Origin of the sequence: Algisphaera agarilytica (assembly GCF_014207595.1) — a bacterium.
In the GTDB taxonomy this organism is placed as follows: Bacteria; Planctomycetota; Phycisphaerae; order Phycisphaerales; family Phycisphaeraceae; genus Algisphaera; species Algisphaera agarilytica.
This window is the reverse complement of record NZ_JACHGY010000001.1, coordinates 2,092,023-2,116,323: the sequence shown is the minus strand read 5'-3', so window position 1 is coordinate 2,116,323 and position 24,301 is coordinate 2,092,023. Positions and strand designations below refer to the sequence as shown.

The following is a 24,301-nucleotide window of genomic DNA, read 5'->3' as shown; positions in this document are numbered from 1 at the left end:
GCGGGTTTTTCACACCCCTCATATCTGCGGTTCGCTAAGCTGGGGCCATGCCGCCGCTTTTGATTAAACGCACCGACCCGATCGTTAAAGCCGTCCGCCGCGGCGCCACGCGCCAGCTCGACGCGGCGATCGAATCGCTCACCGGCAACGGCTCGGCCGACCCCGCCGCCGCCCGCCGCGAACTGCAACGCCTCCAAGCCCTGCTGCACCAGTTCCGGCGACCTCTCGGCGGCGAAGTGTTCAACCGCGAGCACCGGCAGGTCGTGCGTTGCCTCAAACAGCTCTCCCCCGTCGCCGACCTCCGGCTCGACACGCTCGCCGACGTCGCCAACCAAGACCCCAAGCTCGACGTCCAGGCGTTGCGGGAACAACTCATCGCCGACACCGCCGAGGCCAAGCCGCGCAAGCGCAAGAAGCAGGGCCCCGACCCCAAGCAGCTTCGCCTCGTCGCCGACCTCGCGGAACTGCGCATGCGGGCCCGCTACTGGCACCTGCCCGACGGCGGGTTCGAACTCCTGACCCCCGGCCTGCGCTTGTCATATCAGCGCGCGGCCAAACTCGTGCAGACCAACGGCCCCGCCGCAGACACCGCTGATGCCCTGGACCGCCTGGCCCTACAGCTCCAGAGCTTTGAACGCGCCTGCCCCGTGCTGCTCGAACCCTACCGCAAAGCGCTGCGAGCACTCGAGCGCAACGCCCGCAAACAAGCCCAGCTCGCCGCCCTGCGTCCCGCTACGGAACAGCACGAAGCGCTACTCGCCCGGATCGATGAGACCCTCGCCCAGTACGGCCAAGACACCGCCCGCCTCCGGCAGCAGCTCTTCGTCGAGACAACCCCCGCGTTCCTCAAACGAATGCAGGGATACTGGACCGCGTGGCGCGGCTGAGTTCACATTGCGCCCACTCGTGTTTAGCGGGTGACGCGCAGCGTCCCGCGTCCGATCGATTCTGAAACGACACGCGCGGTGCACTTCGTGCCGCCCGCTAAACGTTACTTCATGTTGAAACTGCGGTTTTCGCTTACCGCGACTCGTGCAGTTCCACCGTGTCGAGGATGCGCTGCGGCGCGTACTGCGGCAACATCGCAATCAGTGCGTCGACCTGCTGATCGGTCGTGCTGTGAGCCGTGTTGAAGGTCACCGTGAACGATTCGGCGGTCAGGCTCTGGTCCGGCCAGAACCGGCGGAAGAACGCTTCCCGCCGACGCTCGGTCCGGCGGATGTATTCCAGCGCTTCACGACGCGTGAGCTGACGCGCCCACGCGGTCGTCTCGATGCGGTGCGACAGCGGCGCGACCAGACGCACGTGGATCCCGCCGGTGCGCTGCTGGGTGATGAACGCAGCGCCCTGACCGACCAACACCACCCGCCCCGCTTCGGCGAGCGCCATCACCGTCTCGGCCACCGAGCGGTACAGCTCCAGCTCGCCGGGCCGCATCAACGGCCGGGTGGTCATGGTCTCGAACATGTCCTCCAACCAGTTGCGTCCGCCCATGCCGATCGTGTCGATCAGTTCCGCAGACAGGTTGTGGTCAGACGCGACCCGCTCGACCAACTCGCGGTCAAACGTCGACCACGGCCGATCACTGAGATCAAACAGGTTCAGACGTTCCGCCAAGCGATGAGCCAACGGCTCACCGCCCGCGCCCGCCTGCCGGCTGACCGTGAAAAACGGGAGCTCCGTGTCGTGCCCGCCACAGGGCGTCGGACGCCGCGGAGTATCCGTCTGCTTACGCAAATACGACATAATCGGCCCGAGTCGATCCACCATGTTGCTTCCCTTTCGCCAAGTGCCCGCTAACCACCACCGAGAGAACCTCGGAACCACACCACCCACTCTCATCATAGGGCGCGACTCTCCAAACCCGATGAGGTTTCTCAGCGATTCTTGTAGATTTCCGGCGCTTATCCCCGCACAGCCTGCGTCAGGCGATCGCAAACCGCCATCGGCACCTTCTGGCTGCCCAGCGCGATCGACTTCCTCGAGCCGTGGTAGTCGCTGCCGCCCGTGGTCAGCAACCGAAAACGCTCGGCCAACCGCTCGAAGCGTTTCACATCCCCGGGCGTGTGGTCGCTGTGCCGGGTCTCGATCCCATCAAGCCCCAGGTCCACCAAACGCGCCACCGTGTGTTCTAGCTCTTCCGCATCCGCTGCTTCCAAGTGCACGGGGTGGGCCAGGGTCACCAGCCCGCCCGCGGCGTGGATCGCCTCGATCGCTTCCGCCGCACTGAGCAGGTCCCTCCGGGCGTAGGCCGCGCCGTTGCTGCCGATGTAGCGGGCAAACGCCTCGTGGATCGATTTCACGTAGCCCTTGTTGACTAGCACCTGCCCGATATGCGGTCGGCCGACGATCGCCGGGGCCGACGCCGCAGCGCCCTCCTGCGACGCACCCGCCTCGGCCAACTCGATCACCTCGTCGTAGGTGATACTCACGCCCAGGCCGTTGAGCTTCTCGATGATCATCGGGTTGCGCTCGGCCCGCGCCCGCCCGAGGCGTTTGCTGATCTCCGCGAGGTGTTCGTGGTCCGGGTCGATGTGGTGGCCCAGAAGGTGAAGCGAGCCGACGGGCTGCCCGGTCTCATCGAGATCGGGGTTGGCCGACAGCTCGATGCCGGGGACGAAGGTGATCTTGAGTTTCTTCGCCGCCGCGGCACAGGCGGCGACGCCCGCGGTGGTGTCGTGGTCGGTCAATGCAAATCCCGACAGCCCCGCGGCTTTGCACAGACGCGGCAACGCCTCGGGCGCATCGGTGCCATCCGAGGCGGTCGAGTGCATGTGCAGGTCGCAGAACTGATCGATGCTTGTCGTCATGGTCGCTCAGCCGGGGATCGCGTCGGCGTACCGCGTCTTGAACTCTTCCAAACTCGCAACGCCGTCGGGCAGGGTCGCTTCGTCGGCCAGCAGCACCGGGATGCCGTTGCGGATCGGGTAACGCAGCCCCGTATCGATCGGGCTGGTCGCCACCAGCCAGTCGCCCTCTTTACGGAGCGGCGAACGGGTCAAGGGACAGACCAGCAGGTCCAGGAGGCTGTCCGGCACCGCCTCGGGCGCGGCGGGTTCAGCGGGGTGTTCCGAGGGATTATTTTCAGTCATGTGCAGTTCGGCGAGCGGTTTTGCGTAGTTTCAGTGATACGATAGCGACCGGGCCGATCGTTGGCCGGGCAAGACGATTCTTAATTTCCGTGAAAGGGTTTAGCGATGGCGAAGGCAGTGGTTTGGGGTGGCATGTTGATTATTGCGCTAGGCGGGATGTTCTACGGCATGAAGATGCTCAACGCCGACCAGGGGGAGCTCGTGGGATACGCCATCGGCGCACCGGATTCAAACAACGAATGCGATTTGCAGGTGATTGTCACCACAATGATGAACTTCACCGACGGTCCCGAAGAAACCATCAGCCCCCAAAGCGCAACCCCCAACTGGGCACTCTGGGCTGAGCGCCACTTCGTCGTGATCGACGACGCCACCGGTCAACAGATTCCTTTCCGCAAAGGTGGCTTTCAAAGCAAGGACATCAGCGAGATGCAGTTCGGCTCGGCCGAGGTCATCCTTCACGCCAAGCTCGAAGCGGGCAAGACCTACACCATGCATTACGTGAGGGACGATCAGATGCCCGAGAAGTACGTCAAGAAACTCACGGGTGCCGCAAAAGAGTTCCGGCGTGAGACGTTCGAGCCCGATTATTGAGCTTCACATTTGATGATTTCGTGATTTAGTGATTTAGCGATTTTCCGGAGGCTGGCATGACGCCTGATGAGTTGGAGCTGCGTTCCAAGTCGTTCGCGATTCGTGTGGTCAAATTGGTGGATGCCTTACCCCAATCGGCAGCTGGACGAACGTTCGGGAAACAATTGATCCGCAGCGCCTCTTCGGTGGCTGCCAATTATCGCGCGGTCCGGCGGGGGCGCAGCACCAAAGAGTTCTTATCAAAGCTCAGTAACGTGGTGAAAGAGGCAGACGAATCAGCGTTTTGGCTGGAAATGATTATCGAGGCAAAGCTGTTGCCCGAACCCAGAGTCTGCGGATTACTACAAGAGGCCAACGAGCTCACGAAAATCTTCGCCGCAAGTCGAAAAACCGCTTCCCGCCCAAAATCACCAAATCGCTAAATTACTCTTTGACCCGTTCGATCTCCGCACCCAATCCTTGCAGCGTCACTTCCATCTGCTCGTAACCGCGGTCAAGGTGGTACACGCGGTTGACCTGGGTTTGGCCGCGGGCGGCGAGGGCGGCGATGACCAGGCCTGCAGAGGCGCGGAGGTCGCTGGCCATGACCGGGGCGCCGACGAGTTCGCGGACGCCGGTGATCATGGCGCTGGGGCCGACGCGGGTGATGTTCGCACCCATGCGCTGCAGCTCGGCGACGTGGAGGAATCGGTCGGGGAAAATCTTTTCGGTGATGATCGCGTTGCCGTCCGCCAGGGTGAGCAGGGCCATGATCTGGGCCTGGAGGTCGGTGGGGAAGCCGGGGTGGGGCTGGGTCACGACCTGCACGGGGTTGAGCCGACGAGCGACGGCGACTCTTACGATTTCGGATTTTTGATTTCGGATTTCGGATGTGGAGCCGTCGGGCGACACGCGGTCAATCGTCACGCCGATCTCGTGGAGACGGTCCAATGCTGCACCGAGGTCGTCGGTCGGGAAGTTCTCGAGGGTGACGTCGCCGTGGGTGATGGCGGCGGCCATGAGGTAGGTGCCGGCCTCGATGCGGTCGGGGATGACGGGGTGCGCGTTGGGTGTGCCGTGCAGGGCGTCGACGCCTTCGATGGTGATGCGGGGCGAGCCGAGGCCGGTGATCTTGGCGCCCATGGCGAGGAGCAGGTTGCCGACGTCGACGATCTCGGGCTCGCAGGCGGCGCACTCGATCACGGTCGTGCCTTGAGCGAGGGTGGCGGCGGACATGACGTTGGCCGTGCCCAGGGCAGTCGAGCCGTTGGGCCCGCCGAGGAAAATGTGGGCCCCTTTGAGGCGGCCGCCCTTGGGGGCCTCGGCGACGATGTAGCCGGCATCGAGGGTGATGGTCGCACCGAGCGCCTCGAGCCCGCGTAGGTGCAGGTCAACGGGTCGGGCACCGATCGCGCAGCCGCCGGGCATGGAGACGCGGGCCTTGCCGCGGGAGGCGAGCAGCGGGCCGAGCACGCAGATACCCGCCCGCATGGTGCGGACGATGTCGTAGTGGGCGACGACCTTGGAGTGGTCGGCGGCGTGGATGGTGAGGGCGTCGGGGGAGGAGCCGGCTTGATCCGGGGCTTTGTCGCTGCGCTCCGCAGCCTCCGGCTTGGCGTGGGAGAGCGAGCAGCCCAGCGAGTCGAGCAGCCGCTGCATGTTGCGGATGTCGGCCAGGTTCGGAACGTTGGTCAGCGTCACCGGCTTGTCGGTGAGCAGGGCACAGGCCATGAGCGGCAGGCAGGCGTTTTTCGCGCCGTTGATGCGGACGCTGCCGCGGAGGGGTCGGCCGCCGGTGATGAGGAATGAATCCATGGGGTAGGCGCTAGGGGTTAGGCGCTAGGCGCTAGGAAAAAGGCGTAGGGTGCAACGGGTGTCGCACTACAAATGGTTGTACCATCATCGCCAGAATCGCGCTTCTGCGTCCAACAAACCACGGCCTGACCCGTTTTCCTAGCGCCTAGCGCCTAACCCCGAGCGCCCTATGGATTTAACCACCCTCATCCGCGACATCCCCGACTACCCCAAGCCCGGGATCAACTTCAAAGACATCACCCCGCTGCTCAAAGACCCCGCGGGGCTGGCGATGGCCGTCGAACGCATGGCCAACCCTTTCCGCGGCAAGGGCATCGAGGTCGTCTGCGGGGCCGAGTCACGCGGCTTCATCTTCGGCACCGCCATCGCCCAGGCCCTCTCGGCCGGCTTCGTGCCCATCCGCAAGCCCGGCAAACTCCCCCACACAACCGCCTCGCAGTCCTACGATCTCGAATACGGCACCGACACCCTCGAGATCCACACCGACGCCATCAGCCAGGGTCAAAAAGTCCTCATGGTCGATGACCTGCTCGCGACCGGCGGCACCCTCAAGGCCTGCCTCGACCTGGTCCACGACCTGGGCGCAGACGTGGTCGGCGTGACCGTGGCGATCGAGTTGGCGTTCCTCAACGGCCGAGAGAAGATCAAGCCCTACGACAACGTCCACGCGGTGATTCAATATTGATTCATTTCGTGATTTGGTGATTGTGCGATTTGGCGATTGGAATCAATCACGAAATCGCCAAATCACCCGATCGCCCAATGCCCCTCATGGAAACGCGCGGCCACCAACGCAAACGACTCGACGACAAGTCGCCCCGGCACCAGGTGACGTCCTACTGGGAGAGGACGCTCTGGCCGTTGCAGTCGCTGTATTTCTTGCTGCCGTTGCTATTGGGCTATGAACTCGGGGCGGTCATGTTTGCGCCCGAGGGCGATGAACGTCTGCCGCAGATCTATGCCGAGCGCATGCTCGGGCGGTTCTTCGAGTGGACCGGCGTCACCGGCTACTACCTGCCGGGCATCGCGACGGCGGTGATCTTGCTGTGCTGGCACTTCGCCCGGCGGGACCCGTGGAAGCCCGAGCCGCGGTTGTACCTGGTCATGCTCATCGAGTCGGCGATCCTCGCGGCGCCGCTGTTCATCTTCAGCATCATGATGACCCGGCCGCCCACGGAAGCGACCGCCATGGTGGGCGCCGCCGGCTGGCTACCCATGCTCGCCAGCGGGTTGGACGGTGTCGAGTCCTGGCGGCAGGGCGTGATCTTTTCGATCGGTGCGGGGATCTACGAAGAATTGGTCTTCCGGCTGATCGTGATCGCGCTCGTGCACATGCTGCTCAGCGACGTGTTGGCCCTGCCCAAGAGCTGGTCGGCCGGCGGGGCGATCGCGATCTCCGCGATCCTGTTTGCGCTCTACCACCCCTTCGACAGCCATTACCCGTGGCAGTGGGACAGCCTGGAGTGGGGCCGATTCGCGTTCTACACCTTGGCGGGGCTGTACTTCGCGGCCATCTACGTCTACCGCGGCTTCGGCATCGTCGCCGCCACCCACGCGCTCTACGACGTCATGGTCATCGCGACGCACTTCCGAAACACGTAAACGTGTTTCAGTGATGAGTGACGAGTGAACAGTGATAAGTACAACGGCGCATTGCCTTGTACTCATCACTCGTCACTGTTCACTCATCCCTCTGCCTTTACTGGTGGATGCACCACTCGAACAACGCCTTCCACTCTTTGCATTGAGCGGAGACGAGTTCGGGGTGGAAGCCATCTTCGCGTTCGTGGGCGCGTTGGACCCGGTCGACGAAGTCCACCGCGTCGTACGCGGCGACCGCGGTGCCCGAGCCCGCGCCGCCGCCGGTGAGGTCGATCAGGCCCATGGCCGGGTGGTGCACGGCACGGCTGAGCCAATACTTGGAGTTCGAAAAATCGCCCTCGCGGCGGTGCATGATGGCGTGCCAGTACGAACCCGTCGGCGTGTTGAGGTCTTGGCTGGCTTCGTGGGACTTGTCGAGCTCGTCCACGTACATCCAAAGCCCGGCGATGAGGTCGGGGCGCTCAGCCACGGCGGGGTCTTGGATCGCCTTGGCGACGGCGGCCGAGGCTTCGGTGTGCTCGCTGGGGCCGTCGACCACCAGGCGGCGCAGGGCCATCTCGAAAGGCAGCGCATCCAGCACGGGGCGGATGGCTTCTTCAAAGTCGGTCGTCAGATTCATGCTCATCGTGTTGGTCTCTCCAAGCGGGACACGGCCGGGCGGCGTCCCTGTCGCAAGCCCCGATCCCCGTTTATATCGGAGAACGCCGAAGATTTCCTCCCCCGCCCCCTTAGCCGGTACCATGCCCGTCCCATGAGCGACAACTCCCCCACCTCGACCAACATCACCTGGCACGCCGGCCAGGTCTCCCCCGAAGCCCGCCAAGCCAACATGGGCCAACGCGGCGCGACCGTCTGGTTCACCGGGCTCTCGGGCAGCGGCAAGTCCACCGTCGCCGTGGCCGTGGAAAAACTGCTCATCGAACAGGGCCGACACGTCTACCGCCTCGACGGCGACAACGTCCGCTACGGCCTGTGCAGCAACCTCGGTTTCAGCCCCGAAGACCGCGACGAGAACATCCGCCGCATCGGCGAGGTCGCCAAGCTCTTCGCCGACTCCGGCATGATCTGCCTCTGCTCCTTCGTCAGCCCCTACCGCGAAGCCCGCCAACTCGTGCGCGGCCTACACGAATCAGCCGAGCCCAAACTCAGTTTCCTCGAAGCCTTTGTCGATGTCCCGGTCGAGGTCGCCGAGTCCCGCGACCCCAAGGGGCTGTACAAGAAAGCCCGGGCCGGCGAGATCAAAGACTTCACCGGCATCAGCGCTCCGTTCGAAGCACCCGAGTCACCCGAGATCCATCTCAAGACCCACGAGATGCCGCTCGAAGATTCCGCCGCCGCCGTGGTCGAAGCCCTCAAAGCCCACGGCGTGATCTGACCTCATTCCGACTTCAGCTCAACACTCAGGTCCGTCACCCACCAACGGTGCACCTCACGATTGATCGGGTGCACGACGATCTCGAGAAACTCGGTGGGGAAGACCAGACCTTCGCGTTCAACGAAGTTGCTGAACTCAACATCCGCCGTCGCCCCACGCGTCTTGCGGAACCCATCCAAGCTGAACCGCACCCGGCGGACATATTGCGTCTCCTGATCGATCGCGATCTCAACGCGGTCTACTTTCGAGGTGCCGAAGCCTGGACGCAGCTCGACCAATACCACGTCGCAGGTCGCGCCGAGCACCGTGTCGGCCGATGCCATCACCGCGGTCATCTCACCGCCGCGCTGCGTGAAGTAGAACGGCCCGGTCAAGAACATCCGGTACGCCTCCGCGACCATCGCCGCGGCTTCTTCCACGCGGACCCCCTCTTCAGGGTCTTCCACGCGGTTGCCCGCATACCTCACCGAGGCCCCGCCGCCATACGTCTCGCCCGCCGGATCCGCCGCGGGCCAACGCACATCCTTGGTCGCCCCCGCCGGCCCGGTGTGGGTTTGCGTGACCACCGGCCAACCGCTTCCGTATTCAATCCGCTCCACCGACGACTTGCGGTGTTCGCGGTCGACCAGCATCGGCTGAAGATTCCACACGTTGTTGAGCCATTCGCCGTCGTAGCTCACGTTGATCGCCGCGACCTCAGCAAACGTTGCGTCACCCCCGTGCGCCTCGGCCGAGGCCCGCAACAGCTCCAACGCCGCGGGGTCCGACACGTCGCTGGGCAAGGACGAAGGCAACGGGTTGATGCACCCGGTCGAACACGTAACCAACAACACGATCACAGCAGAGAGGACGCTTCGCATACCCGATGCTAGGCGCAAAACCCTCCCCCGTTTAGCTGTCGATCGCAGATCGACGCTCGACCACTCTCGATCAGTCCGTCACTTCGATGCCGTAACGATCGATGAGCACGCCCTTGGCCCGCTCCATCTCGGCGATCGCGATCATGTAGTTCGCCAACGCCTGGGCTTCCTGGAACTCCGCATCCGCCAAGCGTTCCTGGGCGTTGAGTTTCAGGTCGAGCAAGAACTCGTCGGTCAGCGCCACGCCGACCTCTTCCTGCACGTTGATCGACCGCAGGCTATCCGCCGCCGCCCAGCGGGCCGCCCGCGTGGCCCCGACCAGCTCGTAGTTGGTCAGCACGTCACGCAACGCGTTCTTCACCTCCAGCACCACGTCCTGCGCGTCCCGGCGATACGCCACGACCGCTTGGTTGCGCTCGAAGGCCCGCTGGCCCGCCAACGCCTTGGCGCTGCGGTTGCCGATGGGCTGCTCGAAACTCAGGCCGAGGATGTAGTCGATGTAGTCGCCGTCGGCCAAATCGCCATACGCGTCGATCCACTCGTCCTCATCGATCCCGTTCAGCCCGATCGCCGCGGTCAGGTCCAGCTGCGGCAGCACCGCGTTGTCCGCCAAGCGCTGACGCACCTCCGCGTCGCTGATCGCCAACAACGACCGCGCCAGCTCCGGCCGACGCTCGAGCGCTGTCGTGACCGAGTCCAGCAAACTGAAGCTGATCGCCGCGTCCACCGGCGCATCGTTGGGCAGCACCAGCGTCTCGTCGGCCAACGCCAACTCCTCGGAGTTGATCAGCCGTTTGAGTTGGTCCGACGCCTCACGCACCGCCGCCCGCACCCGGATCAGATCCGACCGCCGCAGCTCCACCCGGCTGTTCGCCTCGGTGATCCGCACGGGACTCACATCAAAGTCCGCCCGGTCTTCCAAACGGTCGCGCTCGGCGATCGTGCGGTCGAGCAGCCGCTGCTGGATCAGCACCTGACGGCGGGCCAAATCCAGGTTCCAGTACGCCGCTTCGACGTTATTGACTAACTCGTTCATCGCCTGACGCAGCTGCTCGTCCGCGTCTTCCTCGGCGTTTTTTGCCAAGACGATCTGCGACGTGGTCACCTCCGACCCGAAGTTCCGCAGCAACGGCTGGTTCAGCGACGCCAGCAAATCCGCGTCGTAGAAATCATTCACGTTGAAGAACGACGGCGTCCGCTCCTGGTTGTCGATCGTGGTTTCGACCTGCAGCGTACCGCCGGTGGTCAGCAGCTTCCGCACGCCGGTGTTCAGGCTGATGTTCTCCTGCTGGATGTCGTTGCTCAGGCCGGGCGTGACGCCGTCGGGCTGCGGGGTGTCGAGCTTCTGCCAGTCCAGGTCGGCGAAGAACACGCTGTCGAACGCCGCCTCGGCTTGGATGACTTGCTGCTCGGCGATCTTCGGCGTCAGCCGGGCGACTTCCAAATCCAGGTTGCCCGCGACCGCCATCGCGATCGCTTCGTCCAGCGACACCCGCACCACTTTCAAATCGTCTTGCCCCGCCAGGTCCACGCCCGGCTCGACCTTCACCCCCACATACGCCGACGCCCCGCTGATCTCGTTCAGCTCGTCGACCCGCTCTTGGTCCAAGCGTTCTTCCACGTCACTGGTGTCGCGTTGCACCTCGATGACCACGCCCCCGCCCTCTTCATCCGCCAGGGCAAGCAAGTGCTTGCGGTGCTCGACCACGACCGCGTTCCGCAGCGACGCGTCCGCCCCGCCGTACTGATCCAACGGCCCAACGCACGCCGTGAGCTGCATCCCCAGAGCCGCCGCCAACAACACCCGTGTAGTCATCTTCATCATGGTTCATAGGATATCACCCCACCCCGCTTTCGGCCCGCCCTGCTGAACATCCCCCGCGGCTTACCGTGATTCCGAGGCGTGCCACCGACAACTGTGCCATCTGGCGAAATGGCACAGTTGCGCATGTGTGCCATCCCACGACATGGCACAGTTGCGCAAGGCCTGCACGTGAACACCATGGCCATGTCGATCTCGCAAGGTTGCCATCTACGCGAAATGGCAGTGTTGAGCTCGCGGCCACGTTTTCCTCCAAGATGTAAACGATCCAGCACCGCGATCGACTTACAAGACGTCTTATTGATTGCCAGACAAGCTTCTATACGCGTCCTGTCACGTATAAAATCCTTGCGGGCTGTGTGTAGACCGTGATACCCAAAGGGAGTACGAATCGCAGATCGGGCTTGCGATAACTGTGCCATCTGGCGAAATGGCACAGTTGCGATGGCGGGCGGAGGTTTAAGGAAGGTGGTTCATTGGGTACCGCTTCACCGTGACGAACAATTCCAGTCCGGAGGAGGCTAACTGTGCCATCTCCCCAGATGGCACAGTTGCGCGGGGGCCAAGACATAGAGCAAGGCGAGGATATTTTCCACGGCTTAAATTTTCGGCGTTGTGCGAGCCGGAGCGTGTCGCTCCGGGTCCAGGCCGATACGGCCCGGCTCGCTTGAAGTGCGATGTCATTGCATTGTGCGGCAGGATGGGCGTGGCGGTTCAATCGGGCGGGGTGGTGCGCTGACGCTCGATATAGCGGATCACGTTGCGGCGATAGCTTTCTTCGGTGACGGGTTTAGTAGAGCCACCTTCAGCCCACCAACCTTGAGGCGGTTTGGCGAATTTGTCGTTCAGTGATTCGGTGAGCCAACGCTTAGCCCATTGACGGATGGCTTTGGGGGCTTTGTCGCGCGGGGCGTCGAGGAGGAGGTGGACGTGGTGGCCTATGAGAGCTGGAGGAACCGGGCCGACACGGCCCGGCTCGCTTGGGGGCTATATGTCGCAGGGGGCGGCGCTGGTGCGGTAGGTCCAGTTACCTCGGTCACAGATGGCCGGCAGGGCGTTTTCGATGTGGAGACATTGGTCGCGGGTGAGGTAGACCGGGGCATTCGCGGGGGCTTGCTGTTTGTCGGGGTCGGGTGGTGGGAAAGGTGTGTCAGGTTGGTTGTGCCGGCGATCGATCGTGGGGCGCGGGTCGTTATGGAGACGGGTGGCGTAGGTGCCGAAGGTGATGTGCCAACTGCGACGCGCAGGATCGAGTTTGAGAGGCGGCCCCGGCATGGGGTCGAGGATAGCGGTCGTCTACGACAAACGGAAGCGCAACGGCGGCGAGCCGGGGCGTGTCGCCCCGGACGGGTGGGAGTGAGCATGGTGTGCGCATAAAAGAACCGGGCCGATACGGCCCGGCTCGCGGGGTAGCGGAAGAATTATGGGTGCCGTTACACCACGCCGGCGTTGCCGGTGAGGATGGGTTCGCTGACGAACTCGCGGGGGTCGGTGACCTTGCCGGTCAGGGCGCTGGCGGCGACGGTCAGCGGGCTGGCGAGGTAGACGCCGGCTTCTTTGTGGCCCATCCGGCCGGGGAAGTTGCGGTTGGTCGAGCTGATGCAGGCCTTGGGCTCGTTGAGACGGCCGAAGGTGTCGCTCGGGCCACCCAAGCAGGCGGAGCAGCCCGACGGGCCCATGGTGCAGCCGGCCTCTTCGAGGGCTTGGTAGACCGAGGGCTCGCCGTCGCGGACGGGTTCGCCGTCGAGGCCGAGGGTGAGCATGTCCTGGTGGACTTCGGTCGAGCCGGGCACGACGAAGGTGGGGATCTTGACGCTGTTGCCGCGGAGGATGTTGGCCGCGAAGATCATGTCGGTGATCTTGCCGCCGGTGCAGCTGCCGAGGTAGGCCTGGTCGAGCTCGACGTGCGAGCAGTTGCGGGCGGTGTCTTTGTTGTCGGGGCTGTGGGGCTTGGCGACCATGGGCTCCATGATCGACAGGTCCCATTCGTGCTCGAAGCAGTAGGACGCACCGGGGTCGTCGGTGTAGACCTCCCAGCCCGACGCGTCGGCGTAGGGGATGTCGGGGTGACGCGACGAGCCTTCGAACGTGCTGCCGGCGGGCCGGTTGGAACGGGCGTTGACGTAGTCGAGGGTCTTCTGGTCGACGTCGCAGACGCCGTTCTTACCGCCGGCCTCGATGGCCATGTTGGTCAGGGTCATGCGGTCTTCAAGCGTGAGGCTGCCGATGCCCTCACCGGCGAAGTACATGGTCTTGTAGGTTGCGCCGGCGACGCCGATCTCGCCGATGACCGCGAGGATCAGGTCCTTGGCGGTCAGGTAGGGTGGGATCTCGCCATGGAAGGTGAACTTCATGGTCGGCGGGGTCTTGAGCCAGGTCTTGCCGGTGCCCACGACGAACGCGGCATCGGTGTTGCCCACGCCCGAGGCGAACTGGCCGAACGCACCCGCGGTGCAGGTGTGGCTGTCGGTGCCGAGCAGGATCTCACCCGGACGGCAGTGGCCTTCTTCGGGCAGGGCCTTGTGGCAGACGCCCTTGTACGAGGTCTTGGTGGGGTCGCGGTAGGGGTTGGGCATGCCCGAGGCTTCGTCGGTGTCGAGGAAGTCGGGGTCGTAGTAGTACTGGATGCCCTGCTCCTTCACGAAGTCGCGAAGGATCTGGATGTTGCGGTGGCACTTGCCGTCGGCGGTGAAGATGTAGTGGTCGGGGATGATGGGGATGCGGGAGGTGTCCCAGACCTTGGCGTCTTCGCCGAACTCTTGCTTAAAGATGCCGATCGTGCCGGGGCCGCAGACGTCGTGGGTCATGAGGACGTCGACGTCGACCCAGACGTTGTCGCCGGGGGCGACTTCGGATTTGCCGGCGTGGGCGGCGAAGATCTTTTCGGTGATGGTCATCGGGCGGGGCATAGCAACTCTCCAAAAACGTCTCACGGCGACGCCGGGACGGCTGGTATTGGGGGATTCAGCAGTATAGCCGAAAAAACCGCCTGATCCTGATTCAGAGCCCGCAAAGGGCTTACCAGTGGTGCCGGGGGCAGGTCTCGCTCGCCAAACGGGTCTTGGCGTGAAGGTTGCATTTGCACACCGAGCAGGTGCTCATCGGCGTCAGCACGTGGAGCTTCCCGGCCGAGGAGGCGACGCCCAGCTGCTTGGTCCGCATCGCCGCGGGGCAGGCGGCACAAGCCTTCCGGCGGTCGCGCAGCATCTCCTCGGGCACGGGCTCGAGGTCCAACGCGGACTTCGACAGGCCCAGCACGCCGCGGGCGGTGGTGCGGATGGCGGAGACGAGCGTGGTCATATCCGGGTTATCGGGCGTCGATCGGCCGGGGCTTTGGAATATGATTGCCCCATGCCCATGGACAAACGCAACCCGAAGCTCCGCCAGTCGATGGCCGAGATCGCGTTGGCGTTGCCCGGGGTGTTTGAGGAGATCAAATGGGGTGGGTGGGTCTATAAAGTCGTCGGCCGGGGTGGCACGAAGAAGACCTCGTCGCGTACGGGCGGGGCGAAGATGCTGTGCTACATCGTCGACGGCAAGAACCACGGCTGGCACTGCCAGTTCAAGATGCCCGGCACGCCGGAAGAGGGCCGGGCCGCCGAGGTCGTCAAGCAATACCAATGGGTCGAGCAACACCCCTGGAAAACGCTGGGCCCGTCGGGCTGGATCGTCGCCCGGCCCCGGGATGCCAGACAGATGAAGATCCTGGCGTCGATGCTCGCCGAGAGCCGGGCGTTGCTGCCGACGTATGAGGAAGAGGCCGCGGCGGGGGAAGACGCCTCGACGTCTGAAACCACGACCGCCAAGACCTCGTCCGGCTCAACCGGCGGGTCGACCGTCGCCCGCCGGATCGACTCGGTGATGCGCGAAGCCGCCGCCAAGGGTTGGCAGCACCTCGACCCCGATGCCGAGGCGTTCGACGCGTAGCGGGTATCTTGCACGCATGCGATACGACCTCGTGTTGATGGGTTACGTCGGCCTGGTGGCTGTGATGAGCGTGGTCACGCTGGCGGTGTTTGCGTGGGACAAACGGCGGGCGAAGCATCAGGGCTGGCGGGTCAGCGAGAAAACCCTGCACACCCTCGAGCTGCTCGGCGGCTGGCCGGGGGCATGGTTAGCCATGCGGTGGCTGCGGCACAAGTCGGTGAAGAAGTCGTATCGCCTGGTGTTTGGGTTGATCGTGGCGCTGCACGCGGTGGGCGTGGGGCTAATCGTTTGGTTGTGGGTGCGGTAGCGCAGCCACGGCCGTGAGAGTTTAGAGCAGGCCCTTGGCTTTCATCGCTTCCAGGAGCAGCCGTGACGCGTGGCCGCGGTGGGAGATCGCGTTCTTCTGCGACGGCTCGAGCTGGGCGGTGGTGAGGCCCGCGTGTTCGTGGTCGTCGGGCAGCACAAACAGCGGGTCGTAGCCGAAGCCGTTGGTGCCCCGGCCCTTCTCGGGCGAAGCGGGGTCCGCCGCCTCTTCCGGCAGAATGATGCGGCCCTCCACCGTGCCCCGCACGATGAGCTGAACATGCTCGTCGCCCGGCTGAACCAACCCGGCCGCACCCGGCACGCTCGCCACCAACGGCCCGGGGATAAACAGACACATCGCGCAGACAAACCGAGCGGTGCGTTTCTCGATCGGCACGCCCTGCAGTTCCTCGAGCAGCTTCACGTTGTTCGCGGGATCCACTTCGGTGCGTGGCCCACGGACGCCGGAGTAGCGGGCACTGATCACGCCGGGGGCACCGCCGAGCGCATCGACTTCGATCCCGCTGTCGTCGGCCAAACAGATTTTGTCGGTGAACTTAGCGTAGTGCCGGGCCTTGAGCGCGGCGTTGCCTTCGAAGGTGGGCTGGTCTTCGACGGGTTCTTTCAGGCCGTACTGGTACTCGGGGTCGAGGTCGCTGAAGAGCTTCCAGTCGATGGCCTGGGCAAGCGACTCACCGTCGAACACGGAGCGGATTTCTTCGAGCTTGTGAGGGTTGGACGTGGCGAGGACAACTTGCACGGCTTACTGACTCCACCAATTCAGATCGATCTCCGGGAAGATCACGTCGTGGATGTCCGCGTCGGCGATCTCGTGTTTCTCGACCTCGGTCAGGCCGCCGAGGTACTTCGAGTCGGCGGCGACTTTCTCGGCGATGTCGGTGAGGTTCTCGAAGCGGGCGACGTGTTGCATGTAGCGTTTGATGCCGTAGTCCACCGCCTGGCCGCGGCGGATGACGAACGGCCAGTCGGAGGCTTGTAGCAACAGCAACTCCCGCCCGGCTTTCTCGAGCAGTTCTTTCACCTCGGGCTTGTTCCGCCAGTCGAGCTCGTGCAGCAGACGCAGCATCGTGCCTTCGCAGCGGTACTCGATCTCCCATATCCAGTTGACCTGGTCGTTGGTCCAGACTCGGTGGTCGCCCTCTTCGCCCCACGAACCCTCGGGCATGGTGACGACCTTGTCGACGAAGACTTCATCGAGGTGTTCTTGGGTGGTCTTCAGTTCAACTTCGGGGTCGGCGTTGAGCTGGAGCATCACGTCGCGGAGGAAGCGTGGCCCTTCGAACCACCAGTGGCCGAACAGCTCGGCGTCGAACGTGCAGCAGACCATGCCGTTGCGGCCGGTCTTGTCCTTGTGGGCCCGCAGGCGGTCCTTGATCGCCGAGACGAAGTGCTGGGCGTGTTCGTGGAGCTTGCCCGGGACGTTGTCGGGGTAGTACAGGTGCTTGTCGCCGAGGTCGGTCTTGGCGCCGGTGATCTTCCAGTAACGCAGGCCACGACGCGGACCCCACTGTTTGTGGAACTCGAGGTACACGCCGTCGGCGGGGTAGCCGATGCTGCCGGACCAGACCTTTTCGCAGACCTCGTTGTCGCGGGCAAAGGCGAAGGCGCGGGCCAGGCCGGTGCCGTCGGAGTTCACACCATGCGGTTCGTTCACCGAACGCCAGCCGCGGTCGGGGTAGTTGCTCGCCTCGTCCCAGCCGACCTTGTACCAGAGGCCGTCATTAAAGACCTGTTCGGACTTGCTCTCTTCGATGAGGTGCGACTCAACGAAGAAGTGGTTGATGCCTTCGTCGGCCACGATATGTTCGATGCCGCAGCGGACGCGTCCCTCGCCCCACTGGATCGGCGGGTTCCACTGGCCGCTAGGGCGATAGGCGCACTCGGGCAGCCACATGCCCTTGGGCTTAAACCCGAGGATGCGTTCGCTGGTGGCGACGCCCGCTCGGACCTGGGCGCGGATGGCTTCATCGGTGAGCAGCAGCGGCATGTAGCCGTGGGTCGCGTTGGACGTGATGATCTCAACCAGGCCGCGCTCGGCCATCTTGGCGAAGGCCTTGGGGATGTCCTGGCCGATGTCATTGAACTGGGCCGAGAGTTTGGTGAAGGTCTTTTCCCACTCGCCGGCGAGGAAGGCAAGGTGGCCGTTGCCGAGTTTCTCGAACTCGGCCTTGTCGAGGCGAGCGCGTTCCGCCCGGTCGTTGAGGTAGTGCTCGAAGCCATGCTTGAAGTGCGGGTGGGCGAGCTGCTCGAGCAGCACGGGCGTCAGCCCCATGGTCAGCTTCGGCGTGGCGTTGAAAAACACACACTCGTCGAGCATCGAAAGGATCGGCAGGTACGTCTCGGCCGCGGCTTCGTAGAGCCAGTCTTCCCCGTGCGGCCATGTGCCGTGACGCAGGACGTAGGGGAGGTGGCCGTGGAGGACCAGACAGAACGATCCGAGGGATTCTGACATGGAGGCATGTTACCGCGCGGGGGCGGTTGTGGAGGCGGCAGGCAGTAGGGAGTAGGCCGGACGTAAGCGGCGGCGGATCGCTCAAGCACTTGGGCCGTCGCTTGCGTCATCCCTACTGCCTACTGCCTGTCGCCTACTGCCTACGCCGCCCCACCCGTTAAAATCACGTGATGCCCCAACCCGCCGCCTCTGCCGCCGCCTCGTCCCAAACACTCGCCGCCCAACGCCTGCACTTCGTGGGCATCGGGGGCAGCGGCATGTCGGGCTTGGCCAAGCTCGCCAAGCAACGCGGGGCGATCGTCACCGGGTCGGACCGGGCCACGCCCGAAGGCGGCGACTCCCCCGCCGTGGCCGCCCTCCGCGCCAACGGAATTGACGTATTGTTCCAGCAGACCGCCGAGAGTGTGCCCGAGGCATGCGACACGCTTGTGATCTCCGCCGCCATCCCCCCCGACCACGCCGAGGTGGTTGAAGCGCGACGCCGTGGCGTGGAAGTCGTGAAATACGCCCAGATGCTCGGCAGGCTCATGGCCTCGCCGCAGACCACAGGGGTCGCCATCGCGGGCACCCACGGCAAATCCACCACCACCTCGATCCTCTGCCACGCCCTGCTGCAATCCGACCTCGACCCCAGCTTCATCCTCGGTGCCCACTGCGAACAGATCGGCGGCGGGTCGCGAGCTGGCAACAACGGCACGCTGATCGCCGAGGCCTGCGAATACGACCGCAGCTTCCACAACTACCGCCCCACCCACGCGACGATCCTCAACGTCGAGGCCGACCACCTCGACCTGTATTCGTCGATCGACGAGATTTTCGAGAGCTTTGCGACCTTTGCCCGGCTGATCGATCCCGAGGGCTCGCTGCTCATCCACCACGAATCGCCCCACCGCCTGAGCATCACGGCCGGGCTGGACGCCGCGGTCGAAACGCTCGGCTTCGCGTCCCAGGCCGACTGGCGGATCAAGGTCGACGGTGATCAGGTCACGCTGCACGAACACGGCAAGCAGGTCTGTGCGTGGACCCAGCCGCTGCCGGGCGACCACTTCGCCTACAACGCCGCCGCCGCCGCGGTCACCGCAAACCGACTCGGTGCGCCTTGGGACAAGATCGGCCCGGCCATCACCGGCTTCCGCGGCCTGGACCGACGCATGCAGACCGTCGGCAGCCGGGGCGACATCCTCGTCCTCGACGACTATGGCCACCACCCCACCGAGATCGACACCACCCTCCGTGCCCTGCGCCAACACCACCAGCCCGAACGGCTCATCTGCGTGTTCCAGCCGCACCAGCACTCGCGTACCCGCCACCTCATGGAACAGTTCGCCGTGAGCTTCAGCGCCGCGGACATCGTGATCGTGCCGGAGATCTATTTCGTGCGGGACAGCGAAAAGGAGCGACAGGCCGTGACCGCCGGGGCCTTGGTCGATCGCCTCCGCAAGCAAGGCGTGATCGCGATGCACCTACACCCCTTCGAAGCCATCGTCGAACAGCTCGAAGTCCTGACCAAGCCCGGGGACCTGGTCGTCACCATGGGCGCAGGGGATGTATGGAAAATCGGACGGGCGTTTCTGGATACCGCCGACTGATCGCCAGCGAAGGGTCAGACGTCGCTGCTCATTTCGCCGACATCGATCTGATCCCAGTCGATCTCTTCTTTCGAAGCGTAGTAGTCCGCCATCACCGCCTTGGCCTCGTTCAGGTCTTGTTCATGGACCAGGACCTTCACGCTGCCCGGGGCCTCGGCACGGAAGCCCGCGGTGAGCAGACCGCTGGCCTGGGCCGCGATGCCTTGCCGCTTCAATTCGTCGGCCAGCAGCGTCGCTTCGATTTCGCCGGCCAGCGTTGCGAGGGTCACCAGTTTGTCATCGAGGGGGATATCCATGGCAGAGCTCCTAGCTTCATTATCCCAAAGCATAGCGCTGCAACCTAGAGAAATATGCCGGGGCGATCGGCTTAGCCGGGCTCGTCGAGGCCGTACTGCTTGATCTTTTTGTAGAGCGTGGTGCGGTTGATCTCGAGCTGTCGAGCGGTTTCCTGGCGGTTCCACGCGTTGGCTTCGAGGGCGGCGAGCAGAATCTGGCGTTCGGGGTCTTGCAACGCCTCAGCGAGCGGCGTGGGTGTCCAGCCGTCGGCGAGCGCGGGGATCATCCCGCCCCCACGCGCGTCCACCCCCCGGCCACGCATCGGTGCGAGCCCCGAGGCGTCGAGCACCTGCTCGGGCAAGTCGGCCACCGCGATCTGCGGCCCCTTGCTCAATACCACGGCACGCTCGACCGCGTTTTCCAGTTCACGCACGTTGCCCGGCCAGTCGTAGGCCTGCAACGCTTCGATGACTTCCTGCGAGAACGTCCGGCTCTTGCCCGCTTCACGCGTGTACTTCTCAAGGAAGTGCTCGGCCAACAACGGGATGTCGCCGGGGCGTTCACGCAGCGCCGGCATCTGCAGGTTCACCACGTTGATGCGGTAGTACAAGTCTTCACGGAACTTGCCCTCGGCCACGAGCTGCTTGAGGTCCTGATTGGTCGCGATGATGAACCGCACATCGACGTGCATGGTCTGCGTGCTGCCGACGGGCTCGAACGCTTTCTCTTGGAGGACGCGGAGCAACTTGAGCTGCAGCGCGGGGGTGGCGGAGTTGATCTCGTCGATGAAAAGCGTCCCGCCATCCGCGGCGAGGATCTTGCCGGGCTTGTCGGTGTCGGCCCCGGTGAACGCGCCCTTCGTGTGGCCGAACAGCTCGCTCTCCAGCAGCGTCTCGGGGATCGAGCCGCATGCAAACGTCACGAACGGCCCGCCGGGGTAGCCGCGGCGTTGGGGGTCACGGCGCTCGACCTGGCGTTTATGTTTCGCACGCGGCGCGGGATTGGCGCTACGACGATCAGCCCCACGGGCGCTCATCGCGTGGATAGCCCGGCCAACCATGCTCTTACCCGTACCGGACTCGCCGGAGATCAGCACCGTGGTTTTCGAATCGGCGACGGCCTCGACCAGGTCGTACACCTTCTGCATGCGGTAGTCGCTACCGATCAGATTCGCCATGCCGTAGCGTTCGGAGAGTTGATCCTTGAGCGACTGGTTTTCTGCGAGCAACGCCTGCCGGTTCGCCGCCTTGCTCACCGCCAAACGGAGTTCTTCATCGACGACCGGCTTGGTGAGGTAATCGGCCGCGCCGAGCTTCACCGCGTTGACCGCGGTCTCGATCTTGCCGAACCCGGTGATCACGATAGGCACGATGTCGCTCTCGCGGTCGTGCAGTTCCTTGAGCAATTCCAGCCCGTCGCAGCGCGGCAGGTTAAGGTCGGTGATAAGCAGGTTGAACTTGTCCTGCACCTCGTCGATCAACGCCAAAGCTTCCCGCCCGTCGTGCGCGGTGGCGGTGTCGTGGCCTTCGTCGCGGAGCACATCGGCCAGGCTGTCCGCAACGATCGGGTCGTCGTCGACGATGAGGATACGCGTCTTACCCGGCACGTCGGGCCTCCTCGGCCGAGGGGGCGACACTTGCCGTGGGGTGAGGGTATTGCAGGGTGAGTTGGGTGCCGCGGCCGACGGGGTTGGCCGAGAGCTGGAGCTGTCCGCCCAGGTCGCGGGCGATCCGTCGGCAGAGGTCCAGGCCGATGCCGTGGCCGTTGCGTCGCGTGGTCACGCCGAAACGGAAGCTGCCATGGCGGTCGAACAACACGGGGTCGAGACCGACGCCTGTGTCGGTGATCTTGACCACCACGTCCTGATCGGTCGGTGTGATGCTGACGGCGATGCAGTGCGCGCTCGCGCCCTGGTCGCACCGCTGAATCGCCTGGATCGCGTTATTGATCGCGTTGGCGAGCACCGTGTAGATCGGCCCGGCGGGGAGGTCCGTGACCGCGGGATCAAGCCGGGTCTGCAACTGGATGCTGGATTGTTCGATCGAAGGCCCGTAGACGTTGACCGCGTGGGTCAACACATCGAGCAGGGTGCCGCGGGCCTCCATGATCTCGCCGGTGGTGGTGGGCGCTTCGGCGTAGCAGCCCAGCGTGTCGGGATCGCTGTCGGTGATCTGCGGCGCGTTGGCGTATCGTTCGATGACATCCGCCATCTGGTGCATCGATTGGTCGGCCGTGCGCAGCTGCTGAGCCAACTGATCCTGGGTGGCCGGGTCGGCCCCGAGGTCTTTGAGCTCACGCATCACCCGGCCCACTTGTCGGAGCGAGCCGTCGAGCAGGTTGTTGAGTTCGTGGGCGAGTTGGGAGGGTGTCATCGCGGGTGCGGTCCCGGAGGCCTTGGCGTTGTGGTGTTTAAGCGACATCTTGAGGTTGCTATCGTCGCAAACCCCACCGGGATTTAGCCCGATGTGGCGTGGCGGCAACACTTTTTGTCGGATGGGATGTCGCGTTAACGCGACAACGCTCAGGCGGCGTCTGCGGTGTCGTTTTCAGGCGACACGGGCTCGGCCGGGACCTGCTCGGACTCCTCGGAGGCCTCCGCAGGATCGGGCTGTTCATCGCTGCTGAGTGCAGGCGGTGTCGTCGGACGCAGACGGCTGAGCCAATCGGTGCTGGACCAGGTGGTTTGCTCGGCCTCTTCGTGGTGGATCTTCACGGTCGCGGTCGTCACGTCCGCCCCCTCGGATTTGCGCAGGGCCCGGTCGATGAGCAACCGGCCCAGCCCGGGGTGGGTGTCGGGCTTGAGGTGGATATGGATCAGCCGACGCCCGTCCGCCGCGGATTCGTGCAAAGCCGAGCCGAGGATGGCCTTCTCCGAGTTGGTCGCCACGAGGCTGAGCTGGTGACGCAGCGCGGGCTTGGCGATATCACCGCCCAGGCCGTTGGCAAACGCCAACGCCTCGTCGATCTCTTCCCAACGCACTTCGCGGAACTCAATGGGCATGCGGGCAAACTCCACTCCAACTATCGACGCAAATCGACCCACGGCTGAGCCGGCTAAGGGTTTCCCATAAACCACAGAACTTTTTCCCGTACCAACCGTCCAATAAAGAGCGTCACATCCTCACACACTCATTTGGAGTTGCCATGCGACAGGTCATCTTGTGGGTTGGGTTGGTGTCTTGGTGTGTTTTCGTGGGTCGGGCTCAGGCTCTGGAGCCACCGTTTGAATTATCGGAATGGGCGACGGCCTATCTAACCGAGAGCCATGCGATCGACGCAGAGACACCGCTGCTCGCCGCCGGGCAACCCGGCTTGGACGCGGTCATGGCCTTCGCCAAAGCTCAAAAGCTGATCGACGACACCCTAGTCCGACAGAAGATCGACCGACTGGCAGGCCAACGCGACGCCTGGGCTTCGGGGTTGTTCTGGCACCGCGATCTGGACGCCGCATTGGCCGAAGCTGAGGCCAGTGGTCGGCCGATTCTTTCGCTGCGTCTCTTGGGTCGACTCGACAACGACCTGTCCTGTGCCAACTCGCGCTTCTTCCGCACCGCGCTGTACGCCAACCAGGCCATCGCGGACTACCTGAGAGATCACTACGTGTTGCACTGGGAAAGCGTTCGCCCCGTGCCGGTGATGACCATCGAGTTCGGCGACGGGCGAACGCTACGTCGAACCATCACGGGTAACTCGTTCCACTATGTGTTGGACCCGCGGGGCCGAATGGTTGATGTCTTGCCAGGCTTGTACAACCCCGTGGTGTTCCAGGAGCTGTTGCAAAGGGCCGAGTCGTTCGCGCAGGGCTCGGGCGGCATCGATAGCGATGCCGACTTCCGCCGGCTCTTGACTGAATTCCACACCGAGGCCTCGCAACAACTCAGCCTCACCGAGTCGATGCTGCTCGCAGCCGCCACCCCGGCCTTGCCCGATTCGGCCGTCTGGGTCGAGGAACCCGCCAATGCTTTCGCGGCCGATCGATTGACCATCGGAAAAAGCGTCGTCGAGGTTGCGCCGTTAGCCGCGTTCCAAGGAATCGCCGTGCGTGACCTGCCCGATGACGACGCGACTTGGGACACCCTCGCCGCGGCATACCGGGACAGCTCCGCCCTCGATGAGACCAGCCGGGCCTTGTTCTTCGAGAAAGAAGGCCGCGCCGCTCAGGCGAACGAGATCACCGTGGCCAAGCGACGCATGGAAGACCCCGCGATCGCTGCGTTACGCCGGTTCGAAGATTCGCTTGCCCGCGACACGGCAATGAACGAGCACCGGCTGCACCGACAGTTCCACATTTACGTGACGCAAGGCGGCGAGACCGACGACTTGGAGGCTTTGACGCGCTACATCTACGCTGAGCTGTTCCTCGCCCCGATCAACGACCCGTGGTACGGGCTCAACCCACCGGACGCCTACTCCGCGCTCGACGGGCGTGGGGAGTGGGTGGAGGTCGATCGCTAAACAACCACGCTTCGGGCATGTACAGGAAGACTAGTTTTACCCCCTCTCCCCCCGGGAGAGGGCTGGGGTGAGGGCACTCGAGTCCGGAGTGATCTGCGCCGATGCCAGCCACATAGCATCCCAGCCTCCCTCACCCTAA

26 protein-coding genes are annotated in these 24,301 nt (G+C 64.2%); 10 read left to right on the top strand and 16 right to left on the bottom strand.

The window, feature by feature from the left end; all coding sequences use genetic code 11:
* Positions 1 to 47 precede the first annotated feature (47 nt).
* Positions 48 to 887, top strand: coding sequence for a hypothetical protein (locus tag HNQ40_RS09035; protein ID WP_184677518.1), 840 nt, complete (start codon positions 48 to 50; stop codon positions 885 to 887).
* A 133-nt stretch (positions 888 to 1,020) separates the two neighbouring features.
* Here HNQ40_RS09035 and HNQ40_RS09030 read toward each other — a convergent pair whose 3' ends face one another.
* From HNQ40_RS09030 to HNQ40_RS09020, 3 genes are all read right to left on the bottom strand, one after another.
* Positions 1,021 to 1,770: a cytidylate kinase-like family protein gene (locus HNQ40_RS09030; protein ID WP_184677517.1), complete on the bottom strand. Its 750-nt coding sequence runs from the start codon at positions 1,768 to 1,770 to the stop codon at positions 1,021 to 1,023.
* 134 nt (positions 1,771 to 1,904) lie between these two features.
* Entirely contained in the window at positions 1,905 to 2,810 is a 906-nt protein-coding gene (locus HNQ40_RS09025; protein ID WP_184677516.1) for a PHP domain-containing protein, read from the bottom strand.
* A gap of 6 nt (positions 2,811 to 2,816) precedes the next feature.
* A complete protein-coding gene (locus HNQ40_RS09020) occupies positions 2,817 to 3,092 on the bottom strand; it encodes a Trm112 family protein (RefSeq protein ID WP_221435446.1) in 276 nt (91 codons plus the stop codon).
* Positions 3,093 to 3,197: 105 nt separating this feature from the next.
* On the opposite strand from HNQ40_RS09020, the gene HNQ40_RS09015 reads away from it, so the two are divergent.
* Together HNQ40_RS09015 and HNQ40_RS09010 are read left to right on the top strand one after the other, a co-directional pair.
* Positions 3,198 to 3,686: a hypothetical protein gene (locus HNQ40_RS09015; protein WP_221435445.1), complete on the top strand. Its 489-nt coding sequence runs from the start codon at positions 3,198 to 3,200 to the stop codon at positions 3,684 to 3,686.
* 56 nt (positions 3,687 to 3,742) lie between these two features.
* Positions 3,743 to 4,108 carry a four helix bundle protein gene (locus tag HNQ40_RS09010; RefSeq protein ID WP_184677514.1) on the top strand — a complete coding sequence of 122 codons (366 nt, stop codon included), beginning with the start codon at positions 3,743 to 3,745 and terminating at the stop codon, positions 4,106 to 4,108.
* A 1-nt stretch (position 4,109) separates the two neighbouring features.
* Here the strand turns inward: HNQ40_RS09010 and murA are convergent, their stop codons facing one another.
* Positions 4,110 to 5,480: a UDP-N-acetylglucosamine 1-carboxyvinyltransferase gene (murA, locus tag HNQ40_RS09005; protein ID WP_184677513.1), complete on the bottom strand. Its 1,371-nt coding sequence runs from the start codon at positions 5,478 to 5,480 to the stop codon at positions 4,110 to 4,112.
* Positions 5,481 to 5,649: 169 nt separating this feature from the next.
* Here murA and HNQ40_RS09000 point away from each other — a divergent pair, with 169 nt between their 5' ends.
* Both HNQ40_RS09000 and HNQ40_RS08995 read left to right on the top strand, forming a co-directional pair.
* On the top strand, positions 5,650 to 6,165 hold the full coding sequence (locus tag HNQ40_RS09000) for an adenine phosphoribosyltransferase (RefSeq protein WP_184677512.1): 516 nt from the start codon (positions 5,650 to 5,652) through the stop codon (positions 6,163 to 6,165).
* A gap of 77 nt (positions 6,166 to 6,242) precedes the next feature.
* The gene (locus HNQ40_RS08995) at positions 6,243 to 7,082 is read left to right on the top strand and encodes a CPBP family intramembrane glutamic endopeptidase (protein WP_184677511.1); all 840 of its coding nucleotides are present in this window, start codon (positions 6,243 to 6,245) and stop codon (positions 7,080 to 7,082) included.
* A gap of 97 nt (positions 7,083 to 7,179) precedes the next feature.
* Here the strand turns inward: HNQ40_RS08995 and HNQ40_RS08990 are convergent, their stop codons facing one another.
* Positions 7,180 to 7,701: a hypothetical protein gene (locus HNQ40_RS08990; RefSeq protein WP_221435444.1), complete on the bottom strand. Its 522-nt coding sequence runs from the start codon at positions 7,699 to 7,701 to the stop codon at positions 7,180 to 7,182.
* A gap of 132 nt (positions 7,702 to 7,833) precedes the next feature.
* Here HNQ40_RS08990 and cysC point away from each other — a divergent pair, with 132 nt between their 5' ends.
* A complete protein-coding gene (cysC, locus tag HNQ40_RS08985; protein ID WP_184677509.1) occupies positions 7,834 to 8,457 on the top strand; it encodes an adenylyl-sulfate kinase in 624 nt (207 codons plus the stop codon).
* Between the two features lie 2 nt (positions 8,458 to 8,459).
* Here the strand turns inward: cysC and HNQ40_RS08980 are convergent, their stop codons facing one another.
* The 5 genes from HNQ40_RS08980 to HNQ40_RS08960 form a co-directional block, all read right to left on the bottom strand.
* Positions 8,460 to 9,317 carry a hypothetical protein gene (locus tag HNQ40_RS08980; protein ID WP_184677508.1) on the bottom strand — a complete coding sequence of 286 codons (858 nt, stop codon included), beginning with the start codon at positions 9,315 to 9,317 and terminating at the stop codon, positions 8,460 to 8,462.
* A 70-nt stretch (positions 9,318 to 9,387) separates the two neighbouring features.
* On the bottom strand, positions 9,388 to 11,142 hold the full coding sequence (locus HNQ40_RS08975; protein WP_184677507.1) for a TolC family protein: 1,755 nt from the start codon (positions 11,140 to 11,142) through the stop codon (positions 9,388 to 9,390).
* 984 nt (positions 11,143 to 12,126) lie between these two features.
* Entirely contained in the window at positions 12,127 to 12,414 is a 288-nt protein-coding gene (locus HNQ40_RS08970) for a hypothetical protein (protein WP_184677506.1), read from the bottom strand.
* Positions 12,415 to 12,572: 158 nt separating this feature from the next.
* Positions 12,573 to 14,048, bottom strand: coding sequence for a 3-isopropylmalate dehydratase large subunit (locus HNQ40_RS08965; RefSeq protein ID WP_246402820.1), 1,476 nt, complete (start codon positions 14,046 to 14,048; stop codon positions 12,573 to 12,575).
* A gap of 109 nt (positions 14,049 to 14,157) precedes the next feature.
* Positions 14,158 to 14,439 carry a hypothetical protein gene (locus tag HNQ40_RS08960; RefSeq protein WP_184677505.1) on the bottom strand — a complete coding sequence of 94 codons (282 nt, stop codon included), beginning with the start codon at positions 14,437 to 14,439 and terminating at the stop codon, positions 14,158 to 14,160.
* Between the two features lie 51 nt (positions 14,440 to 14,490).
* Here HNQ40_RS08960 and HNQ40_RS08955 point away from each other — a divergent pair, with 51 nt between their 5' ends.
* Both HNQ40_RS08955 and HNQ40_RS08950 read left to right on the top strand, forming a co-directional pair.
* Positions 14,491 to 15,066 (top strand): hypothetical protein, encoded by a 576-nt coding sequence (locus HNQ40_RS08955; RefSeq protein ID WP_184677504.1) that lies wholly within the window; start codon positions 14,491 to 14,493, stop codon positions 15,064 to 15,066.
* A gap of 16 nt (positions 15,067 to 15,082) precedes the next feature.
* The gene (locus tag HNQ40_RS08950) at positions 15,083 to 15,373 is read left to right on the top strand and encodes a DUF1294 domain-containing protein (RefSeq protein ID WP_221435443.1); all 291 of its coding nucleotides are present in this window, start codon (positions 15,083 to 15,085) and stop codon (positions 15,371 to 15,373) included.
* Between the two features lie 21 nt (positions 15,374 to 15,394).
* Here HNQ40_RS08950 and HNQ40_RS08945 read toward each other — a convergent pair whose 3' ends face one another.
* Together HNQ40_RS08945 and HNQ40_RS08940 are read right to left on the bottom strand one after the other, a co-directional pair.
* Positions 15,395 to 16,129, bottom strand: a complete 735-nt coding sequence (locus tag HNQ40_RS08945) for a non-canonical purine NTP pyrophosphatase (RefSeq protein WP_184677502.1) — start codon at positions 16,127 to 16,129, stop codon at positions 15,395 to 15,397.
* 3 nt (positions 16,130 to 16,132) lie between these two features.
* Positions 16,133 to 17,842 (bottom strand): glycoside hydrolase family 57 protein, encoded by a 1,710-nt coding sequence (locus HNQ40_RS08940; protein WP_184677501.1) that lies wholly within the window; start codon positions 17,840 to 17,842, stop codon positions 16,133 to 16,135.
* Positions 17,843 to 18,012: 170 nt separating this feature from the next.
* Between HNQ40_RS08940 and murC the strand changes: the two genes are divergently transcribed.
* Positions 18,013 to 19,431 (top strand): UDP-N-acetylmuramate--L-alanine ligase, encoded by a 1,419-nt coding sequence (gene murC, locus HNQ40_RS08935; RefSeq protein ID WP_184677500.1) that lies wholly within the window; start codon positions 18,013 to 18,015, stop codon positions 19,429 to 19,431.
* A gap of 14 nt (positions 19,432 to 19,445) precedes the next feature.
* On the opposite strand, the gene HNQ40_RS08930 is transcribed toward murC, so the two are convergent.
* From HNQ40_RS08930 to HNQ40_RS08915, 4 genes are all read right to left on the bottom strand, one after another.
* Positions 19,446 to 19,727 carry a DUF2007 domain-containing protein gene (locus HNQ40_RS08930; protein ID WP_184677499.1) on the bottom strand — a complete coding sequence of 94 codons (282 nt, stop codon included), beginning with the start codon at positions 19,725 to 19,727 and terminating at the stop codon, positions 19,446 to 19,448.
* A gap of 71 nt (positions 19,728 to 19,798) precedes the next feature.
* Positions 19,799 to 21,313, bottom strand: a complete 1,515-nt coding sequence (locus HNQ40_RS08925) for a sigma-54-dependent transcriptional regulator (RefSeq protein ID WP_184677498.1) — start codon at positions 21,311 to 21,313, stop codon at positions 19,799 to 19,801.
* On the bottom strand, positions 21,303 to 22,127 hold the full coding sequence (locus tag HNQ40_RS08920) for a sensor histidine kinase (RefSeq protein WP_184677497.1): 825 nt from the start codon (positions 22,125 to 22,127) through the stop codon (positions 21,303 to 21,305). The genes HNQ40_RS08925 and HNQ40_RS08920 overlap by 11 nt, the downstream gene beginning before the upstream one ends.
* A gap of 101 nt (positions 22,128 to 22,228) precedes the next feature.
* Positions 22,229 to 22,708, bottom strand: coding sequence for a hypothetical protein (locus HNQ40_RS08915; RefSeq protein WP_184677496.1), 480 nt, complete (start codon positions 22,706 to 22,708; stop codon positions 22,229 to 22,231).
* 143 nt (positions 22,709 to 22,851) lie between these two features.
* Between HNQ40_RS08915 and HNQ40_RS08910 the strand changes: the two genes are divergently transcribed.
* Complete coding sequence (locus HNQ40_RS08910; protein ID WP_184677495.1) at positions 22,852 to 24,162, top strand: hypothetical protein; 1,311 nt, start codon at positions 22,852 to 22,854, stop codon at positions 24,160 to 24,162.
* Positions 24,163 to 24,301: the final 139 nt, after the last annotated feature.

Coding starts and splice junctions, on each gene's coding strand:
- HNQ40_RS09035 (WP_184677518.1), top strand. CDS start 48: ATGCCGCCGCTTTTGATTAAACGCACCGACCCGATCGTTAAAGCCGTC.
- HNQ40_RS09030 (WP_184677517.1), bottom strand. CDS start 1,770: ATGGTGGATCGACTCGGGCCGATTATGTCGTATTTGCGTAAGCAGACG.
- HNQ40_RS09025 (WP_184677516.1), bottom strand. CDS start 2,810: ATGACGACAAGCATCGATCAGTTCTGCGACCTGCACATGCACTCGACC.
- HNQ40_RS09020 (WP_221435446.1), bottom strand. CDS start 3,092: ATGACTGAAAATAATCCCTCGGAACACCCCGCTGAACCCGCCGCGCCC.
- HNQ40_RS09015 (WP_221435445.1), top strand. CDS start 3,198: ATGGCGAAGGCAGTGGTTTGGGGTGGCATGTTGATTATTGCGCTAGGC.
- HNQ40_RS09010 (WP_184677514.1), top strand. CDS start 3,743: ATGACGCCTGATGAGTTGGAGCTGCGTTCCAAGTCGTTCGCGATTCGT.
- murA (WP_184677513.1), bottom strand. CDS start 5,480: ATGGATTCATTCCTCATCACCGGCGGCCGACCCCTCCGCGGCAGCGTC.
- HNQ40_RS09000 (WP_184677512.1), top strand. CDS start 5,650: ATGGATTTAACCACCCTCATCCGCGACATCCCCGACTACCCCAAGCCC.
- HNQ40_RS08995 (WP_184677511.1), top strand. CDS start 6,243: ATGCCCCTCATGGAAACGCGCGGCCACCAACGCAAACGACTCGACGAC.
- HNQ40_RS08990 (WP_221435444.1), bottom strand. CDS start 7,701: ATGAATCTGACGACCGACTTTGAAGAAGCCATCCGCCCCGTGCTGGAT.
- cysC (WP_184677509.1), top strand. CDS start 7,834: ATGAGCGACAACTCCCCCACCTCGACCAACATCACCTGGCACGCCGGC.
- HNQ40_RS08980 (WP_184677508.1), bottom strand. CDS start 9,317: ATGCGAAGCGTCCTCTCTGCTGTGATCGTGTTGTTGGTTACGTGTTCG.
- HNQ40_RS08975 (WP_184677507.1), bottom strand. CDS start 11,142: ATGATGAAGATGACTACACGGGTGTTGTTGGCGGCGGCTCTGGGGATG.
- HNQ40_RS08970 (WP_184677506.1), bottom strand. CDS start 12,414: ATGCCGGGGCCGCCTCTCAAACTCGATCCTGCGCGTCGCAGTTGGCAC.
- HNQ40_RS08965 (WP_246402820.1), bottom strand. CDS start 14,048: ATGCCCCGCCCGATGACCATCACCGAAAAGATCTTCGCCGCCCACGCC.
- HNQ40_RS08960 (WP_184677505.1), bottom strand. CDS start 14,439: ATGACCACGCTCGTCTCCGCCATCCGCACCACCGCCCGCGGCGTGCTG.
- HNQ40_RS08955 (WP_184677504.1), top strand. CDS start 14,491: ATGCCCATGGACAAACGCAACCCGAAGCTCCGCCAGTCGATGGCCGAG.
- HNQ40_RS08950 (WP_221435443.1), top strand. CDS start 15,083: ATGCGATACGACCTCGTGTTGATGGGTTACGTCGGCCTGGTGGCTGTG.
- HNQ40_RS08940 (WP_184677501.1), bottom strand. CDS start 17,842: ATGTCAGAATCCCTCGGATCGTTCTGTCTGGTCCTCCACGGCCACCTC.
- murC (WP_184677500.1), top strand. CDS start 18,013: ATGCCCCAACCCGCCGCCTCTGCCGCCGCCTCGTCCCAAACACTCGCC.
- HNQ40_RS08930 (WP_184677499.1), bottom strand. CDS start 19,727: ATGGATATCCCCCTCGATGACAAACTGGTGACCCTCGCAACGCTGGCC.
- HNQ40_RS08920 (WP_184677497.1), bottom strand. CDS start 22,127: ATGTCGCTTAAACACCACAACGCCAAGGCCTCCGGGACCGCACCCGCG.
- HNQ40_RS08915 (WP_184677496.1), bottom strand. CDS start 22,708: ATGCCCATTGAGTTCCGCGAAGTGCGTTGGGAAGAGATCGACGAGGCG.
- HNQ40_RS08910 (WP_184677495.1), top strand. CDS start 22,852: ATGCGACAGGTCATCTTGTGGGTTGGGTTGGTGTCTTGGTGTGTTTTC.